This is a genomic window from Erythrobacter sp. S259 (assembly GCF_057364965.1).
Genome location: NZ_CP200286.1, coordinates 533,169 through 550,166, shown reverse-complemented (window position 1 = coordinate 550,166; position 16,998 = coordinate 533,169). Strand labels below are relative to the sequence as shown.

Genomic DNA, 16,998 nt, shown 5'->3' with positions numbered 1-16,998 from the left:
GCCAGAAAACAGCGTTCGTTCTCGCGATGGATCCTGAAACAAGTTCAGGATGACGATGGAAGAGAGGGAGTGCGAGTATGACCGCCTTTCCCCAGCCCTTTACCGCCACCGCCGCGCCCTTGCTGCGCGATAATGTCGACACTGACACCATCATACCCAGCCGCGAAATGCGCTCGACTGGCCGCGATGGATTGGCGGATGGGATGTTTGCGCCGTGGCGCTACACTGATGCTGACACGCGGGCAGAAAACCCGGAGTTTGTCCTCAACCAGCCGAAATATCGCGATGCAAAACTGCTTGTCGCAGGCGCAAATTTTGGCTGCGGATCAAGCCGCGAGCACGCGGTCTGGGCGCTCGCGGAATGGGGTATCCGCGCGATCATCGCTGAAAGCTTTGCTCCGATCTTTCAGAGCAATTGCATCCGCAATTTCATCCTGCCGATCACGCTTCCACGCAGCGTAATTGAAACGCTGGCAGGCGCGGAGGTAAGCATCGACCTTGAAGGCCAAACGGTGAGCAGCGCCAGCGCAGCGCACTCCTTTGAAATCGAACCGGAAGCAAAGCAAATGCTCGCACACGGGCATGATGCCATTGATCTCACCCTCAAACAGTCTGGCGTCATTCAAAACTGGCTCGCAGGCGACAGGCTTTTGCGGCCGTGGGTTTATTTGGAGCACTCACAATGACCGATATCCTCATCTCCGAAGTGGGACCGCGCGATGGTTTGCAGTCGATTGACCGGGTGATGCCGCTGGAGGCCAAGAAGGCGTGGATCGTCGCCGAAGCGGCTGCTGGCGTGCGTGAGATCGAAGTAGGGAGCTTTGTGCCGCCGAAGCTCCTGCCGCAAATGGCCGACACCGCCGAATTGGTAGCCTTTGCCAAGGGCATAAATGGGCTGACGGTCGTTACCCTCGTCCCCAACGCAAAGGGTGCAGAGCTCGCAGCAGCAGCGGGCGTTGACGGCATGAGCATCCCCTTCTCGATGAGCGAAACGCACTCGATCAAGAACGTGCGCAAAGACCACCCGGCCATGCTCGAGGAGATCGCCAAGGCAGCGAGCATTGCCAAGGACGCGGGCATACACTTCGCAGTCGGCCTCTCCACCGCCTTTGGCTGCACCATGGAGGGCGCGGTGAGCGAGGGCCAAGTCGTCCGCCTCGCCGAGAAAGCCGCTGAGGCAGGCGCTCGAGAATTCAGCCTATCCGACACCACCGGATACGCCGACCCCGCGCAAGTCCGCCGCCTTACCCGCAAGGTCAAGGCAGCCGTGGGCGATGACATGCTCACCACCCTCCACCTCCACAACACGCGCGGGCTTGGGCTCGCCAATGTGGTCGCGGGGCTCGAGGAAGGGATAACCACCTTCGATGCCTCGCTTGGCGGGCTTGGCGGATGTCCCTTTGCCCCCGGCGCAAGCGGCAATCTGGTCACCGAAGACCTTGTGCTGATGCTCAATTCGATGGGCTGCAAGACCGGGATTGATCTTGAGAAACTGCTGCAAGTGCGCAACATCGTCGAAGAGGCTCTTCCCGGCGAACCGCTCTATGGCTTCACGCCGGACGCAGGGCCGATGCTGGACTACAAGCAAAGGATCGTAGCATGAGCGTTTCTGAACCTTCTGGTCCGACCCCACTTGCCGGCATCAAAGTGGTCGAATTCACTCACATGGTGATGGGGCCGACGGTGGGTCACATTCTTGCAGGGCTTGGCGCGCAGATCGTGCGCATTGAACCCATCGGCGGCGACCGCACGCGGCGTTTGCTGGGGTCAGGCTCCGGCTATTTCCCGATGTACAATAGGGGCAAGCAGTCAATCTGCCTCAACCTCAAAGACCCCGAAGGCCTCGGCGTCGCGAAGGACCTGATCGCAGGCGCAGATGTGCTGGTTGAGAACTTCCGTCCCGGCGCGCTCGACCGCCTAGGGCTCGATTATGAAAGCTGCTCAAAGGGCAATCCGGGGCTGATCTATGCCTCGGAAAAAGGCTTCCTCCCCGGCCCCTATGAAAAGCGCACGGCCTTGGATGAGGTCGCGCAGATGATGGGCGGGCTCGCCTATATGACCGGGCAACCGGGCAAGCCGACGCGCGCCGGCGCTAGCGTCATTGACGTCACCGGAGGGATGTTCGGCGTGATCGGTATCCTGGCCGCGCTTGAAGAACGCCATCGCACCGGCAAGGGTCAGAAGATCACCGCGAGCCTGTTCGAGACAACGATCTACCTCGTCGGACAGCACATGGCGCAATATGCGGTGACCGGCACGCCTGCTGCTCCCATGCCCGCGCGCGTATCGGCATGGGCGGTCTATGACGTGTTCGAGACCCGCGATGAACCGGTGTTTATCGGCGTTGTCACCGACGCGCTGTGGGAGAAGTTCTGCAAGCTGTTCGGCCTCGATGACCTATGGGCCAACGAGGCGTGGCGCGAGAACAATGCGCGCGTGATGGCGCGCGACGAAATCATCCCGCAAATTCGCGCTTTGATCGGTACGATGACAGCCGCAGAAGTGATCGCGAAGCTCGATGGCTCTGGCCTGCCCTTCGCGCCCATTGGCAAGCCCGAAGATATGTTCGACGACCCGCACCTCAACGAGGGCGGGCTCGAAGATGTGACGCTGGATGATGGGACACAGGTTCGCCTTCCCACCATCCCGCTGGAGATGGACGGGCAGCGGATTGGCGCTCCGCAGCAACTGCCGCAAGCAGGCGCTGATACGCGCGAGGTGTTGCAGGCACTTGGCTATGATAAGACGCGAATTGAGGCGTTGATAGGGGCAGGTTCGGTCGGCGAAACCTAGCTATCGAGGGCTGCCAGAACCTCAGGCGCGATAGTGCCAGCGGCTTCATCAAGTACGGCCCGTTTGATGTCAAGCCGTTCGATGAGCGTAGCGCCCGGGATCAACGAGGCGGCGCGGCGAGTGGCCTCGAGCAGCATCGACTGGGTGGCGATGATGGTGGTGGGATGCTGGACCGTTGCAAGGCGCTCTTCGAGCGGGTAGGTGAAGCCAGCGTGGAAGCCAGCGTTCATCGCCTCCCCATGGCGCAAATGCTCGACGAACATTGCGAAACTGCGCTCCATGCCTTGGCTCTCGACCCGGCGCGTGATGCCCCGCTCCCAAGCGGCCGCGAGGCTGGAGAGGTCGGGGGTGAAACCGGGAGGCTTGGTGCTTTCAGCGAGCTGGGAGGCTCTGATCTCGGCATCGAAGGCGGGCACGTCGATGAGGATGATTTTGCGCACTCTGGTGGCACCGCTGAGCGCCAATTCGCAAGCGACCAGGCAGCCGGCGTGGAAGCCGAGCAGATCAACCGGGCGCTCTGGCGAGAGGTCTGCGATGATGCTCTCCATGGCCTTCGCATAGTCCTCAACACTCGCGTCGAGGCGGTGGGGATCAGACCCGCCATGCCCCGGAAAGTCTGGCGCGATCACGCGGCGGTCTTGCGCGAGATGCGGCATGATGGTGGTGAAGGCGAGGCCGCTAAAGGGGGCAGGATGTAGGCAAAGGAGTTCCGGCTCTGACCCCGCCTCTCCGCACTCTCGCCAATGCACCTGACCGAACGGGCCGTTGGAATACCCCTTGGTTATCGCATTCACGAACCGCTGCCCTCAATGCGCTGCACCTGTGCAAGGTAGCGCCGCCGCGTCATCGGCATCATCGCGAGCGGGATAAGCGCAAAAATGAACGGCACGGCGGCAACGGCAAACCGCAGATCATCTTCGCCAAACACCTGGCTAGACAGCTCGCCCACGACGATAGGCCCGAGCGACCCGAACCAGCTGATCGCGAGATAATAGAGCGCGACGATCTGACCACGCACTTGGGCAGGTGTGATGACCAAAAGCGCGGTGACGCCAATGGCCGAGACAATGCCAATCCCTATGGTGTTCACGCAAAGCACTGCGAACGCGGCCCAGGCGTTGGGCATAAACATCGGAAGCGCAGCTGTCGGCACCATAATGAAGAAGCCGATATACATAAGCCTCAGCGCCGCATCCGGCACGCCCTTGGAGGTCCACTTGTCAGAGATCGTGCCCATCAACATCATATTGAGCGGGCCAATGATAAGCAGCGAGATGCCGTTGACGGTCGCATAAGTCTGCGGCGACCAACCCCATGTGCGCTCAAACACCGGAGCCAAAAAACCCTGACTATAAGCGATGGCGGTCATGCAGCATACGACCATCACGAAGCCAAAATAGAGCGCGAAATTGTTCCAGATATATTTGAACGCATCGCCGATCCCATTGCCGCCGATCACTTCATCGCTGGTTTGAGCAGGCCTTCGAGCAGGCTCCCGGACGAACAAGAAGAGCGCTGCGAACAGGAGCCCCGGCAGACCAACCACGATCAGCGTGAAGCGCCAGGGTTCAAGCTCTCCGAAGAGCGGCAGGCTCTGGTTGCCGCTCGCCGCGGTCCAAGCGATCACCGCGCCCGACAAGAGCGAGGCAAGGCCAGCCCCGATAGGCAGAGCGCTGGAGTAGAAAGCGATGGGTTTGCCGCGTTTTTCAGGTGGGAAGCTGTCGCCGATCATGGAGAAAGTCGCGGGGCTCAACGTTGCTTCGCCCACCCCCACACCCATGCGCGCGGTGAAGAGTTGGACGAAGCTCTTGGCCATGCCGGTCGCAACAGTCGCCGCCGACCATAGCGCCATACCGATAGCGACAATCCAGGTCCGCCGTCCCAGGTCGATCAGCCAGCCCATGAATATGCCGACAAAGCCGTAAACCCATGTGAAGGCCGACAAAAGCCAACCGATTGCCCGGTCCGACAGACCGAACTCGGCCTTAATCGGCTCGATCAAAAGCCCGAGAATATAGCGGTCTACGAAGCTGAAGATATAGGCGAGCGTGAGCAGAACCACGAGCGCCCAGCCCGCGACTGCACTGGGGTAAGCCTTTGGCTCAAGGTTACTTTCAGAGCTCATTGCTGATCCACCGGGAAGTTGTAGATGACGATCAGATTGTCATCGAAATCGGCAATTCCGATCTCGCGCCCGACCCTGCCATCAGGGGTCTTAAGCACCTCTTCCTCATAGACGATAAGGCCAAGTTCGCGCGCGCCAGCCATCACCGCGTCGGGGTCATGGGTCTCCAGCACAATCGCGCTTCGACGAGGGTGCGGGGCGGGGTCCAGCGCAACTTTGCCGATCTCGGTAAGCGCCATCACCCGGCGCTGTCCCGGCAAATTGAGCGTGACGAAACCAAGCTCGGCTGCATCCGGAATGTCGAACACGGGCCGCGAGTAGCTGTTCGGGTTGTCGCCCAGGCGATATTCGATCTCGAACCCCAAAACGCCCTCGTAAAAGGTCAGTGCCCGGTCCAAGTCGGCCACGATAAAGTTCGCTCTTTGAAAGCGGACGGGGGCTTCATCACTCACAGCCATTCTTCGGGTTCTCCACGCACTGAGCAGCATTGCACGCCGACATTGGCGCCGTAATATAGGTTTGCGAGGGCGCGAGGCATGGCCGCAAAGCCCTCTTCGATATCTTGGACAGGTTTAAGGCGCCCATCGGAAATCCAGCCTGCGATGTCCTCCATCACCTCCTCCCAGCGGTCCAGGTGGTTGTAGACGAAGAAGCCGCGCATGGCGCTGTCGGTTGCTCTCAGCCGTGTGTAGTTGGAAAGCTTAAACGGTTCCTCGCGCGTGTACTCGCTGATCGAGCCGCACAAGACCACGCGCGCGTGCATCTTGAGGCGCTCAAGACAGGCTTCCAGCGTCTCCCCGCCGACATTGTCGAAGTAGAGGTCGATGCCATCGGGGCGCAATTCGTCGAGCATCGCCTCGATATCGTCCGACTTGTAGTCAATTGATGCGCTGCATCCGTGCTCGCGGATAAAGGCGCACTTCTCTTCGCCGCCAGCAATGCCGACCACTTCGCAGCCCACCACGTTGGCCGCCATTTGGCTGACCATGGAGCCCACTCCGCCCGCAGCTCCTGACAGGACCATGCGATCGCTCTCTTTTGGGTCACCGCAAGCGAAGAGCCCGGCGTGCGCAGAAAGGCCAGTCATGCCAAGCACTCCTGCTCCAAGCGCTGCCGGAAGCCCGTTGTTTGGCATCCGGAAGAACTTCTCTTGGGCGGTCATGCGGCTGACTTTGTAGGTTTGCCAGCCCATTTGCCCTTGCACCATTTCACCCTCGCGCCAATCGGGGTGGCGCGACTTCACAATTTGGGCAACTCCGCGTCCATGGATCACATCGCCGATGTTTAGAGTAGCGTCGCCCGTGCGAGCCGTACCCGCCATGTACATGCGCATCACCGGAGCGAGACCGAGGTAGTGTGTTCGCAGGAGCACCTCGCCATCGCCAGGCTCCGGTATGGGTTCCGTATGCCACTCGAAATCGCCGGGCCTCACATTGCCATCAGGCCTGCGCGCGACGCGCCATTGGTAGTTTACATCCTCGCTAAACCCTTGCGCCAGATGCACCTCAAATGCCGAGAGGGCGTTGGGCAAGCTCACCCCTCGTGGACCCGAAGTACCTGATTGACCTCGAAGAAATTGCCATCCAAATCCCAGAAGCTTGCCCCCATCATGTCTTTCCGGCGGCCATCAGCACCCGTCACGGTCCATTCCAAAGGCTCTGCGTGAATACGCGATCCTGCGGCGCGGGCGCGCTCGACGGTGGATTTGGTATCCTTGGAGGCAACTACGAAGATCGGCGTTCCAAAAGGTATCTCAGCCGGCAGCTTGGCGGGAATATCACCGCGCGCCGGGTCGACCCATTGAAGAAGGCCAATCATCCCTATCTCATCATGCTCGGCCTGCATGATTATGAGCCGCGTTTGATCGCCTTTCTTGCCCGATGCCAATTGATTGCCGGAAAGCGTGAAAGGCGTATCCATCCAGCGGGTCATGCCGAGTACACTCTCGTACCACTGCGCCGCTTTTTCTGCATCGCGCACCATGACGGTGGTGCGCTTGATGACGTCGATACCAGCTCCCTCAGCCACCTAGCACCTCCGCAATGCTCGGGGCCTCAATCAGCAGAACCTGACAATCAGCGATCCCTTCGCGCAGTTTTTTAGCCTCGCAATATTCAGGACTATTCCAGAACGCTTTGGCTGCCTCTTTGTCAGGCCATTCGGAGATCACCATTGACGCGCCCCCGCCGAAATCGCCCTCGAGCAATTCCGCACCCGGCCCGCGCAAAATGTAGCGACCACCGAACTTTGCAACCAGAGCGCCAGCGGCAGCGCCGTAGCCTGAGATAAACGCATCGCGGTCGGCGATTTTGGCGGTGACAATCATATAGGCTGGCATTTGATTTCCTTACCTTTAAGCTATTTTGGTCGCGCGGCGAGAGCTTCGGCTTCATCTGCGCAGTATTCGGACTTGCAGCGCTCATGGATGATGTATTCGCCCGGTTTCGAGCCCCAGATCGGGTTCATCTCTTCATCAAATCCGCGCTCTGACGCCGCGTAGATGCCTTGACCATAGTAGCCGTCTGCACCAATGCGGATATTGGCTTTGCGGCGCTGGGAGACAATCATGCAGGTCTCAGGATCGACCTTACCGCGCCAAATGTCCTCGCCGTCCTGATACCAATTTTGAGCGCAACCGTCAGGCAGAGCTGGCTCAAGGTCTTCCATCGTGATCTTGTGCACGATTTCTGGATTTCTCCAGACATCGACAAAGCGCTCAGGCTCTTTAAACACGAAGCTTACCTGTGTGATCGCACTGCGATCTTCGGAAACGAGCATCTGATGCAGGCGTTGACGATAGAGCTTTTGATCGGCGCCTGTGTTCAACTGGCTGTAGAACCAGATGCCGGGCTGATCTTCCATCTCAAAACCGCCAAATCGGCGATCAATAATTGTGGTCTGTGTATTCTCGAGCGGAGTGGCGTAATTGCCCATGATCTTGGCAATAAGGTCGCGAACCTCCACCTTAGCTGCCCGGTCCGGCACGGCCTCTACAGGCTCAGCCAGAGCAGCCTGCGGGAGCGCGGCTGCCGCGAAAAGAGCAATCCAGCGCCCTACCACCGCGTTTTCGCCCGCAAATACCGGCCCGCATCTCGCGTGTCGGTTGGCTGATAATCTTCAAGCAAATTGGGCCCATAAGGACTGCGATATTGCTCAAAAATCGGCATCACGAGTTCGCTATGCACAATCGGCTGGCGGTGGCGCGCGCGGAAACTTCCAATCGGAATGCGGCCATAGATCAGCGTTTCATCATCGGTCTCAGAACGCTCAATAAACTCGCCATCAGGCCCCACCATTCCGGCGTATCCAGGGTTGGAATCGGCGAGGTAATATTTGTTTTCAGGCGAGGCCGAATTGTTCGCGATGGTTGAATAGACACGGTTGTACATCGAGACCGCGCGGATATCGGTTTCGTTGTAATTGCCGGTCGCGGTGCGAAGCATGATCTCTGCACCCTTCATCGCCGCTGCCCGAAACAGTTCGGGCTCCAATTGCGACGAACTGGTGTAGAAATTGCCAAGCGGGGTTTGGATCACTGGTATCACCGCATCCCAGCCATAGCGCTCAACATATTCGTCGAGCACGTCATAGATTGTGGTGGTAAAGAGCTCGCGCCCGCCAGGAAAGAACCCTTTGAGATTACGAGCTTTCCAGTCCTTGGCGATGATCTCGCCCTTGTCATTTAGGATTGTGGTGATCGACAAAAGCCGCGTTGGCCAATCAGGGTCGCGCACGTAGGAACCAAAGCTAATGTAGCAGCCATATTCGCGCGCCTTTGCGCTGAGCATCTCGCTCTCTTCACCGGGCAGCTCGATTGCGATCTTGCGCGCGTCATTGAGGTCCCAGACGTGGCGATAGCCGGTGATCGGAAACTCGTGGAACGCGATTAGGTCCTTCGAGCCTGAGAAGCCGTTCGCGATGTCGATAACGTCGCACATATGTTGAACATTGGCGCGGCGGGTCTGAGCAATATTGCCAAGCTCAACCGGCACCACGCGGGTTTGCGCGACGGCGACCGAGATCGAGATCTTTTTTGAGCGGCGCAGCGGCGTAGCTGCCATCTGAGCGCATTTGCACCGGATCACCCGGTTTGCCAGTCGCTGCTACAGCGGGCGAGGCGAAAGCGGCCCAATCAATGGCCGTCGCCGCCGCGACGCCTGCGCCTGCTCCCAGCAGAGCGCGGCGGTTCAATCCGTCGGTGTTGCTAGCGGCCATGTCCCCTCCCCTCAAACTGCAAGAGCCTCCCTGCCCCCGCATTCAGTCACTCAGCCTATTCGCGCGATAGTCTCTCCACCACGTCCATGATGGGCGGGTCTTGTGCTTCCATCGCTTCGACATGCTGCTGAAACCCGCGCATGATCCGCGAAACATAGGCGCGGGTTTGAAGCCCGCGTTGCTCGCCCGCTTCGCGATCAGGCTCGTAATTCTCGATGTCCTCGCGCCTTACAACGCCGTTCTGGTCGAGCAGGCGCTCCACCGTGTCCTGCCGCTCGCGCAAGGCAGAAACTTCTGCGGCGAGGGCAAAAACGGTCGAATATAGGCGATCAAGCGCTGGATCCTCAAAATATTCGGGCCGCTTGCCCTTGGCCCGTTTGCCGGAGAGCGAGACCCAGTCGATAGGGTCACTCATGCAGCGGCCTCCTGAGCCATCGGCTTCCAGGCGCCGTAAGCGTTCCAGATCGCCGCGCGGCCAAAATCTTCTTCACCTTCATCAGGGGACGGCGGGAAAATTTCGGGGTCAACCACGGCTCTCACCCCTGCGACAAACTGGTTTTCACGGGCAAAGCCCGCATCGGCCATAACTTGTTTTAAGTCCTGACCATGCATCGCCGACCAAAATGGCTCGTTGTTATTGAACGCATCCCAATCGCGCATAAACTGTTCAAACAAAGGCATTTCATCCGAGTATTGCGGCTGCTCAATATGCAGGACGAGCCCGCCTGGGGCGAGAACGCGGTTGGCCTCCGCCAGCAGTTTGGGCATCGCTTTGGATGACAGCTCGTGCAGGAACATGGTGGTCTGCACCCAGTCAAACTCGCCATCAGCCCAGCGCGAGAGGTCCTCGCCCGAAGCCTGCACGAACTTGATATTTGTGACCCCCATCGCCGCCGCGCGCGCTGCACCATAACGAAGCGAAGCGCCTGCGGTATCAATCGCGATCACCTCAGCATCAGGATAAGCTTGCGCAATCGGCAAAGCGTTGTGACCTACGGTGCAGCCGATATCGAGAATGCGTTTGGGCTGCCAATCGGGCCGCTCTTTCTTCGCCCATTCGACCACAGCCTGCCCGCCGCCATCGTTAAGCCCGCCGAGCGCGCCGCCGGTCGTTGCGAAAAGGCCAATGTCGTAGTTCGCGCCAACCGTCACATCACCGGGCCGTTCTTCGGTGTGGTAGCCGCCCGGCTGACAGTGGATGTCTACCGCCGTTTGATAGTGCGGCTGCCCCACCGATGGATCGAGTTCGAGCAGTCCGGAGTGCTCGTTAAACTGAGCCACCATTGCATCAAGCTCATCAAGTTGGCGAAGCACCGCTTGGCGCCCATTATGCTGGCGCATCTCCATAGAATTGCGCTTCAATGCCGACCACATGCGGTGCCAGTCGTTCTCAATCATGCCACCGCGGATTTCATAGCGATGCTCGGGATCGCGGCCGTGCTCGGCGCGGAAGGCAGGCAGTACCTCTTTCTCATAAGCAAGCTTATTGCCAGCTCCGACCTCGCCGGAAAGATACCGATTGAAATGGGTCAGGAAGTTGAACCGGGCCGCCTCATCATGGTTGGTGCGCGGCATCATAGGATGGCGCGTCAACGCGGTGTACGGCGGGGGGAGATCGGAAGCCATTCGTCTACCTCAAAAGTTGTCCGGACAAATTTGCCCTTGAGGGGGTTGTATGTCAATCGCTAACCTTGGTCATCCAGCGCAAAAAACAAAGACGCCGACATACCCGTTGCATAAACCCGGCCCACTCAACTTCAATATGCAATGTCAGCCGAGTGGATTATGCGTTTGGAGACCGAAAACCACCATTTGCCTTCGCTGCGAGAAGACCGTCGCATTTGTGAGTAACTCCGCTTTCCGCCCTCAAGTACCGACAAAGTTCACCGACATGGACCCCGGCTTCAGGCGAACACACGCAGACACTTTCGGACAGAAACGAACCGGCGCGGCAGCACTTCAGTCGTGGTAGCCATTGATTGTCAAAGAAAACTCCGGTCCCATGCGAACACCCGCAAGCCCTCCCAATACTGGAAATCTGGTAGCGGACGAGGGACTTTAACTTTCGTCTCAGGCGATTTCAGAGCGTCCCTAAGTATACTGTAAAATGGATTATTTATCGGATAAAAAGTTCGCACTCGGTCGCCCTGATTTGTCCGAAACCACGTCAAAACGTGGGCACGAATGTGGGACCGATTAGGGACAATAATGACCCGAAAATTCCCTGATAGGGAACCGAACCTGATGGCGCTGACGATACTCAAGTGAAGAATGCGAAGGCCTTGTGGGCGTTCTAAATTGTTGGTGGAGCCGTTGAACGCCATTACACGCTCTCCATCTCGGGCAGCCCGAGACCTGTAGATGCTTCAAAGAGTAGGGCGTTGCCGGCGACAGCAGAGCAAAAAAGGTATTGGCGCAGCAAATTTGGGTCACGCCAAAAATGCGCACTCCCAACGCGCTCGTTACTGAAGACGATTTTCGGCGTTACGCTTCGGTCGTAACCCAGCGGAAGATCTGCGTCGCTAACCCTATCTGGGTGGTATCACAGCCCTCCGCGTTTCTGAATGTATGTGGTATGCTCTTTGTCGATACTATCGATACGATTACACACGTTCCAAAGCCAACGCTCGGCCAAATGGCCGATCAGCTGGCGCAGGTCTCAAAGACTTTGAGCACAATCGGCAACAAGCCTGCTTTCGAGCTGACGCCCGAAGCCATTGCCGTTCAGATCAAGCGTGCCTCACTCGACATGCTGCGCGACAGCAGCCACCTTTTCCGGCAGGGACGCAAAGACCTCGACAATGCAACCGGTCGGCTCGCTGCGATTGTCGGGCGTGTCCGCACCGAGGCCGAGCAGAAGCGGCAAGCCTGGCGCTTTGGAGGCCTGGGCGTCCTTGCCGGTATGCTGCTTTGGTCGATCCTGCCCGGCACCAATGCGCGCGCTATGCCTGGAAGCTGGCATTGGCCAGAATGGATGGCCCGCAAGGCTGTTGGAGAGCCGACCATTGTTGAGGCGGGAATGCGGCTTATCCGAACACAAAATCCCGAAGCATGGGAGGAGTTGATGGTGACGCACAGCACACTGAACGCGAACCGAGGGGTGCTGGATCGTTGCAAGGAGAAGGCGCGCAAGAAGGAACGATCGGTCAGTTGCTCAATAGAAATTTCGCCTTAATGCGTCCGCTTTACGCTTTGCAGACATCTTTCTTGCCATTCTGATAACGACCCAATTGCAGACATTAGCTGAAATGGCGAATAAGCGTGCCGTCACCATTCCCAAAGAGTGCGTTACGAGCCTGCAATTAGCACTTGCACAATACCCTTGCTGCGTTGCACAATAGGTCAATGCGGATCGCTATTGTCGACGAAAGCGCTGCGCGCGCCACCATAATTGAGGAAGGTTTGGCGACGCTCGACCAGTGCGAGATTTTTACCGTCACCTCTCGCGAAGGTTTGCTCTCCCGGATCGCGCAGATTGCGCCGGACGTTGTACTTATGGATCTAGGCAACCCTTCACGCGATATGCTCGAGGAATACTTCGCGGTTAGCCGGGCTCTGGACCGACCGATCGCCATGTTTGTTGATGAGAGCGACGACGTTTCCATCGCTGCATCAATTGATGCAGGCGTCTCTGCCTATGTGGTTGATGGTCTCGCTGCCAACCGCATCCGCCCGCTCCTCGATCTGACCATGCGGCGCTTTAATGCTTTTGCGAGGCTCGAAGCGGATCTAGCGGAAGCAAAAGGCAAGTTGGCAGAACGCGAAACCGTGGACAAAGCGAAGCGTATTTTGATGGATAGCAAAGGGGTGAGCGAGCCTGATGCCTACCGCGAACTGAGGCGTAAAGCCATGTCTTCCAACCGGCGAATTGTCGAGATTGCGGACGCGCTCGTCACGGCGCATGAAATGATGAAGGACACCCCATGACACAGCGCCTTTCCATTGGTTTCCTGCCGCTGGTCGATGCGTGCCTCCCAATTCTGGCCCATGAACATGGGTTTGCGCAGGAGCAAGGGCTCGAGCTCACGTTCGTGCGCGACATGTCGTGGGCGACTGTGCTGGATCGATTGCTGTATGGGCATACCGATGCCGCCCATATGCTGGCGCCATTGGCGATCGCAACGACGCTGGGGCGCGGCCGGCCAGCTCAGCAGCTCGCAGCGCCATTCGTGCTTGGCCTAAACGGCAATGCTATTACGCTCTCGAACGGGCTTGCAGAGGCGATTGGAAGCGGTGGTTCACTTGGCGACCCGAAGGAAGTTGGCGCGAAGCTCAAGACCGAAGCGATCAAAGCCAAAGCGGCGGGTAAAAAGCTGCGCTTCGGCGTCGTACATCGCTATTCGAGCCATAATTACATGCTGCGATACTGGCTGGCTGCTTGCGACATTGCCCCTGATGAAGAGGTGGAGATTGTGACCGTGGCGCCGCCGTTCAGTGCAGATGCGCTAGAAGCTGGTGAGATCGACGGATCCTGCGTGGGCGAGCCTTGGAACAGCATTGCAGTCGATCGCGGCGCGGGCCAGATCGTCTTGGCGACGGCGCAAATCTGGCGCCGCGGCGTTGAAAAAGTGCTCGCGATGCGCGCCGATCATCTCGATGAAAAACGCGAAGAGGTGAAAGCTCTGATCCGGGCCATGCGGCAGGCAGGCGCGCATTTTGTCGACCCGGCCAACTGGCAAACAAACGCCGCTATTCTCTCACGCCCTGAATATTGTGATTCGCCGTCCGATTTGGTCCTGAGGGCCATTTCTGATCGATTGGTTCTGCGACAAGGCGGGGAGCCCACTCAGTATCCTGATTTTATGTTCCAGCACCGCGAGGCAGCGAACTTTCCCTGGGTTAGCCAGGCAGAATGGCTTTACACGCAAATGGTCCGATGGGACGGGCTGAAATACAGCGCCGAAGACGCTGCGGCGGCTGCCCGGGTTTTCAGGCCAAATGTTTATCGCGAAGCGCAAAAGGGAACCGGAGACTCTTTGCCCGGGGCCAGTTCCAAGGTTGAAGGAAGCGTAACCTCACCCCTTGCGACGACCGCACAGCAAGGGTCTATTACACTGACAAATAATAGCTTTTTTGACGGAGAAAGTTTTGATCCAGATAAGATTGAAGCGTATATTGCTGGGCAAAAGTGATGCTGCACTGCAAAAAACGCTTTACCTTTGATGGCAATGTGCAGTACTTGATTCGTGGTCGAGGCGAGCTTCCAATGATGTGAAGCTTACAGAAAACCTCGTAATTCTTATTTCAACATGCGTGGCAACGGTGCCGCCCGAATTCAGGCTTTCCAGTCTGTTCGTGGCGGCTTTTTTGCGTTGTCCGCATCATTAAAGGGAACGAGCAATGGCGGTGATGGCGGGGTTCAAGTTTAACCGACGTGGGGTTTTAGCAGCTGTTTTGGCCAGCGTCGCTTTGGCGGGCTGTGGTGGTTCGCCAAGCGAGGGGACAGGAGAGAATGTAACCGCCGCCGCACTCGATGGAGAGATTGAAAAACCCAATCTGAAATTTGGATTCATCAAACTCACCGACATGGCCCCTCTCGCCATTGCCAAAGAAAAAGGGTTTTTTGCTGAAGAAGGACTCAATGTTACGCTTGAACCGCAGGCAAACTGGAAAGTTCTGCTTGATGGAGTGATTGGCGGACAACTTGACGGCGCGCACATGCTGGCCGGTCAACCGCTGGCGGCAACCATCGGCTATGGCACAAAGGCGGATTTGATCGCACCGCTTAGCCTCGATCTCAATGGCAACGCCATCACGCTGTCGAACAGGGTGTGGGACATGATTAAGGCTGATCTGCCCAAGCGCGCAGATGGCAAGCCGCAGCACCCGATCTCTGCTGAACACCTTAAGCCAGTGGTCGCTGCTTTTGAGGAGCAGGGCAAGCCGTTCAACATGGGAATGGTCTTCCCGGTCAGCACACACAATTACGAGCTTCGCTATTGGTTGGCTGCGGGCGGATTGAAGCCAGGATATTATGCCGATGGCGATGTGCAAGGTGTGATTGATGCGGACGTCAAACTGTCCGTTACCCCGCCGCCGCAAATGCCGGCAACGCTCGAAGCTGGCACAATCGAAGGGTATTGCGTCGGCGAGCCATGGAACCAAGCGGCCGTATTTAAGAAGATCGGTGTGCCGGTTATCACTGATGATCAGATCTGGAATGACAACCCCGAGAAAGTCTTTGGCCTGCGCGAGGATTTTGCCGAGCAATATCCGGCAACGACAGCAGCAATGCTGCGCGCGATTATCAAGGCGCAGCAATGGCTTGATGCCGATGGCGGTGCCAATCGCAAAGAGGCCGTCGAGATCCTGTCTCGCCCAAATTATGTTGGCGCTGATGCGGAAGTGATCGCTGCATCAATGACAGGTGTGTTTACATTCGAGCCGGGCGACACACGTGAGGCCGAAGGGTTCAACATCTTCTTCGAAAAGTTCGCGGGTTACCCCTATTACTCGGACGCCATTTGGTACCTCACTCAAATGCGTCGCTGGGGGCAGATCTCTCAGGACAAGAGCGACGACTGGTATTTCGAAACCGCTGAGTCAGTCTATCGCCCAGACCTCTATCTCGCCGCTGCCAACAAGCTGGTCGACGATGGCGTGATCCCCGCTGCAAGCGTGCCGGAAACAGATGGCTTCAAGGGTGAACAAGAAGGTTTCATCGATGGCATCACCTATGATGGCAAAAAGCCGAATGACTACCTTGCCAAATTTTCGATCGGTCTGAAGCAAGGCCAAACCGTCACCGCCTCTGGCGTGTCGAGCAAATAATCAGAGCGATTGGAGAAGCCAAATGGCAACTGCATATGTAGACGGAGAGGCGGCAGCGGGATCAGAAGTAACCCCGCCAGCCGACAGCTCAACGACATCTAGCGCAGCGTCAGATGCCGCTGAGAAAAACGCAGAGGCTGCGGCAAGCCCCAATCCAATTGCGGCGAAGGTCGCTGATTTTGTCAAATCCCTGCTCTGGCCAACAATCGGGATCTTCGGGTTTCTGGCACTGTGGGCTGTGTTGGCACCGCAAGTAGACACCTCGCTTGGTACATTGCCAGGTCCAGTGGAGGTGGGTGAGCAAGGCATTGCACTTTATGATGAGTACTCAGCTGCCAAAGATGCAGAGGCTCAGTTCTATTCCGATCAGGATGCGCGCAATGAAGCCGCTATTGCTGCCGGAAATTCAGGCGCAGTGCGCGACTTTGAATATGCAGGTCCGCCCACCTTCCTCGATCAGATTGTGACTTCGCTGCAAACGGTTGCCTTGGGCTTTGTCCTGGCGACGGTCTTTGCAGTACCGATTGGTCTGTTGGCCGGGCTTTCGACGCGTTTTAACGCGGCGATCAACCCGCTCATTCAGATCATGAAGCCGGTGAGCCCGCTCGCGTGGCTGCCGATTGTGACAATGGTGATCTCAGCGATGATCACGAGCGCAGACCCGCTTTTACCCAAAGCCTTTGTTATCTCGGCGCTCGTGGTGATGCTGTGTTCGCTCTGGCCAACACTCATCAACACAGCCGTTGGCACGAGCTCGATCGACAAAGACTTACTCAATGTAGGTAAAGTGCTGCGGCTTGGCTGGTTTGCAAAGCTCACGCGGCTCGTTTTGCCAGCGTCCCTACCCTACATCTTCACCGGAATGCGGTTGTCGCTGGGTGTTGGCTGGATGGTTCTGATCGCCGCCGAAATGCTGGCGCAGAATCCCGGTCTTGGGAAATTCGTCTGGGATGAATTCCAAAACGGAAGCTCGCAAAGCCTTGCGCGGATCATGTTCGCAGTGGTCGTAATTGGCCTCATTGGCTTCATGCTCGACCGGACAATGATGAGCCTGCAATCACTCGTTTCCAAGAACCGTACAGTCTGAGAGGAAT

Annotated in this window: 20 protein-coding genes; 8 read left to right on the top strand and 12 right to left on the bottom strand. The window is 57.8% G+C overall.

The genetic code is table 11. The annotated features are described in order from the left end of the window. Positions 1 to 77 precede the first annotated feature (77 nt). From leuD to AC0V60_RS02475, 3 genes are read left to right on the top strand one after another with little or no spacing between them, the layout of a single operon-like run. Entirely contained in the window at positions 78 to 686 is a 609-nt protein-coding gene (gene leuD, locus AC0V60_RS02485) for a 3-isopropylmalate dehydratase small subunit (RefSeq protein WP_486176975.1), read from the top strand. Next, positions 683 to 1,603, top strand: coding sequence for a hydroxymethylglutaryl-CoA lyase (locus tag AC0V60_RS02480; RefSeq protein ID WP_486176974.1), 921 nt, complete (start codon positions 683 to 685; stop codon positions 1,601 to 1,603). The genes leuD and AC0V60_RS02480 overlap by 4 nt, the downstream gene beginning before the upstream one ends. Continuing rightward, a complete protein-coding gene (locus tag AC0V60_RS02475; protein ID WP_486176973.1) occupies positions 1,600 to 2,793 on the top strand; it encodes a CaiB/BaiF CoA transferase family protein in 1,194 nt (397 codons plus the stop codon). The genes AC0V60_RS02480 and AC0V60_RS02475 overlap by 4 nt, the downstream gene beginning before the upstream one ends. Here the strand turns inward: AC0V60_RS02475 and AC0V60_RS02470 are convergent. The 12 genes from AC0V60_RS02470 to AC0V60_RS02415 form a co-directional block, all read right to left on the bottom strand. After that, positions 2,790 to 3,587, bottom strand: coding sequence for an alpha/beta fold hydrolase (locus tag AC0V60_RS02470; protein ID WP_486176972.1), 798 nt, complete (start codon positions 3,585 to 3,587; stop codon positions 2,790 to 2,792). The genes AC0V60_RS02475 and AC0V60_RS02470 overlap by 4 nt on opposite strands. After that, entirely contained in the window at positions 3,584 to 4,918 is a 1,335-nt protein-coding gene (locus AC0V60_RS02465) for an MFS transporter (RefSeq protein WP_486176971.1), read from the bottom strand. The genes AC0V60_RS02470 and AC0V60_RS02465 overlap by 4 nt, the downstream gene beginning before the upstream one ends. Continuing rightward, positions 4,915 to 5,370: a VOC family protein gene (locus tag AC0V60_RS02460; RefSeq protein WP_486176970.1), complete on the bottom strand. Its 456-nt coding sequence runs from the start codon at positions 5,368 to 5,370 to the stop codon at positions 4,915 to 4,917. The genes AC0V60_RS02465 and AC0V60_RS02460 overlap by 4 nt, the downstream gene beginning before the upstream one ends. Continuing rightward, complete coding sequence (locus AC0V60_RS02455) at positions 5,367 to 6,449, bottom strand: NADP-dependent oxidoreductase (protein ID WP_486176969.1); 1,083 nt, start codon at positions 6,447 to 6,449, stop codon at positions 5,367 to 5,369. Before AC0V60_RS02455 ends, AC0V60_RS02460 begins: the two co-directional genes overlap by 4 nt. A gap of 2 nt (positions 6,450 to 6,451) precedes the next feature. Further along, positions 6,452 to 6,946, bottom strand: coding sequence for a VOC family protein (locus AC0V60_RS02450; RefSeq protein ID WP_486176968.1), 495 nt, complete (start codon positions 6,944 to 6,946; stop codon positions 6,452 to 6,454). Further along, positions 6,939 to 7,256 (bottom strand): DUF1330 domain-containing protein, encoded by a 318-nt coding sequence (locus tag AC0V60_RS02445; protein ID WP_486176967.1) that lies wholly within the window; start codon positions 7,254 to 7,256, stop codon positions 6,939 to 6,941. Before AC0V60_RS02445 ends, AC0V60_RS02450 begins: the two co-directional genes overlap by 8 nt. A 20-nt stretch (positions 7,257 to 7,276) precedes the next feature. Continuing rightward, the gene (locus AC0V60_RS02440) at positions 7,277 to 7,978 is read right to left on the bottom strand and encodes a chromophore lyase CpcT/CpeT (protein ID WP_486176966.1); all 702 of its coding nucleotides are present in this window, start codon (positions 7,976 to 7,978) and stop codon (positions 7,277 to 7,279) included. Then, entirely contained in the window at positions 7,972 to 8,979 is a 1,008-nt protein-coding gene (locus AC0V60_RS02435; RefSeq protein ID WP_486176965.1) for a nitrilase-related carbon-nitrogen hydrolase, read from the bottom strand. Before AC0V60_RS02435 ends, AC0V60_RS02440 begins: the two co-directional genes overlap by 7 nt. After that, entirely contained in the window at positions 8,900 to 9,133 is a 234-nt protein-coding gene (locus AC0V60_RS02430) for a hypothetical protein (RefSeq protein WP_486176964.1), read from the bottom strand. The genes AC0V60_RS02435 and AC0V60_RS02430 overlap by 80 nt, the downstream gene beginning before the upstream one ends. A 55-nt stretch (positions 9,134 to 9,188) precedes the next feature. Continuing rightward, positions 9,189 to 9,548, bottom strand: coding sequence for a hypothetical protein (locus tag AC0V60_RS02425; protein ID WP_486176963.1), 360 nt, complete (start codon positions 9,546 to 9,548; stop codon positions 9,189 to 9,191). Beyond that, positions 9,545 to 10,759, bottom strand: coding sequence for a class I SAM-dependent methyltransferase (locus AC0V60_RS02420; protein ID WP_486176962.1), 1,215 nt, complete (start codon positions 10,757 to 10,759; stop codon positions 9,545 to 9,547). Before AC0V60_RS02420 ends, AC0V60_RS02425 begins: the two co-directional genes overlap by 4 nt. Positions 10,760 to 11,456: 697 nt before the next feature. After that, entirely contained in the window at positions 11,457 to 11,639 is a 183-nt protein-coding gene (locus AC0V60_RS02415) for an imm11 family protein (RefSeq protein ID WP_486179414.1), read from the bottom strand. 69 nt (positions 11,640 to 11,708) lie between these two features. Here AC0V60_RS02415 and AC0V60_RS02410 point away from each other — a divergent pair, with 69 nt between their 5' ends. The 5 genes from AC0V60_RS02410 (at position 11,709) to AC0V60_RS02390 (ending at position 16,991) form a co-directional block, all read left to right on the top strand. Further along, a complete protein-coding gene (locus AC0V60_RS02410; RefSeq protein WP_486176961.1) occupies positions 11,709 to 12,308 on the top strand; it encodes a DUF6118 family protein in 600 nt (199 codons plus the stop codon). Between the two features lie 170 nt (positions 12,309 to 12,478). After that, the gene (locus tag AC0V60_RS02405; protein ID WP_486176960.1) at positions 12,479 to 13,060 is read left to right on the top strand and encodes an ANTAR domain-containing response regulator; all 582 of its coding nucleotides are present in this window, start codon (positions 12,479 to 12,481) and stop codon (positions 13,058 to 13,060) included. Further along, a complete protein-coding gene (locus AC0V60_RS02400) occupies positions 13,057 to 14,265 on the top strand; it encodes an ABC transporter substrate-binding protein (protein ID WP_486176959.1) in 1,209 nt (402 codons plus the stop codon). Before AC0V60_RS02405 ends, AC0V60_RS02400 begins: the two co-directional genes overlap by 4 nt. A 208-nt stretch (positions 14,266 to 14,473) precedes the next feature. Further along, positions 14,474 to 15,904, top strand: coding sequence for a CmpA/NrtA family ABC transporter substrate-binding protein (locus tag AC0V60_RS02395; RefSeq protein ID WP_486176958.1), 1,431 nt, complete (start codon positions 14,474 to 14,476; stop codon positions 15,902 to 15,904). Positions 15,905 to 15,926: 22 nt separating this feature from the next. Further along, the gene (locus AC0V60_RS02390) at positions 15,927 to 16,991 is read left to right on the top strand and encodes an ABC transporter permease (RefSeq protein WP_486176957.1); all 1,065 of its coding nucleotides are present in this window, start codon (positions 15,927 to 15,929) and stop codon (positions 16,989 to 16,991) included. The last annotated feature ends 7 nt before the right edge of the window (positions 16,992 to 16,998 follow it).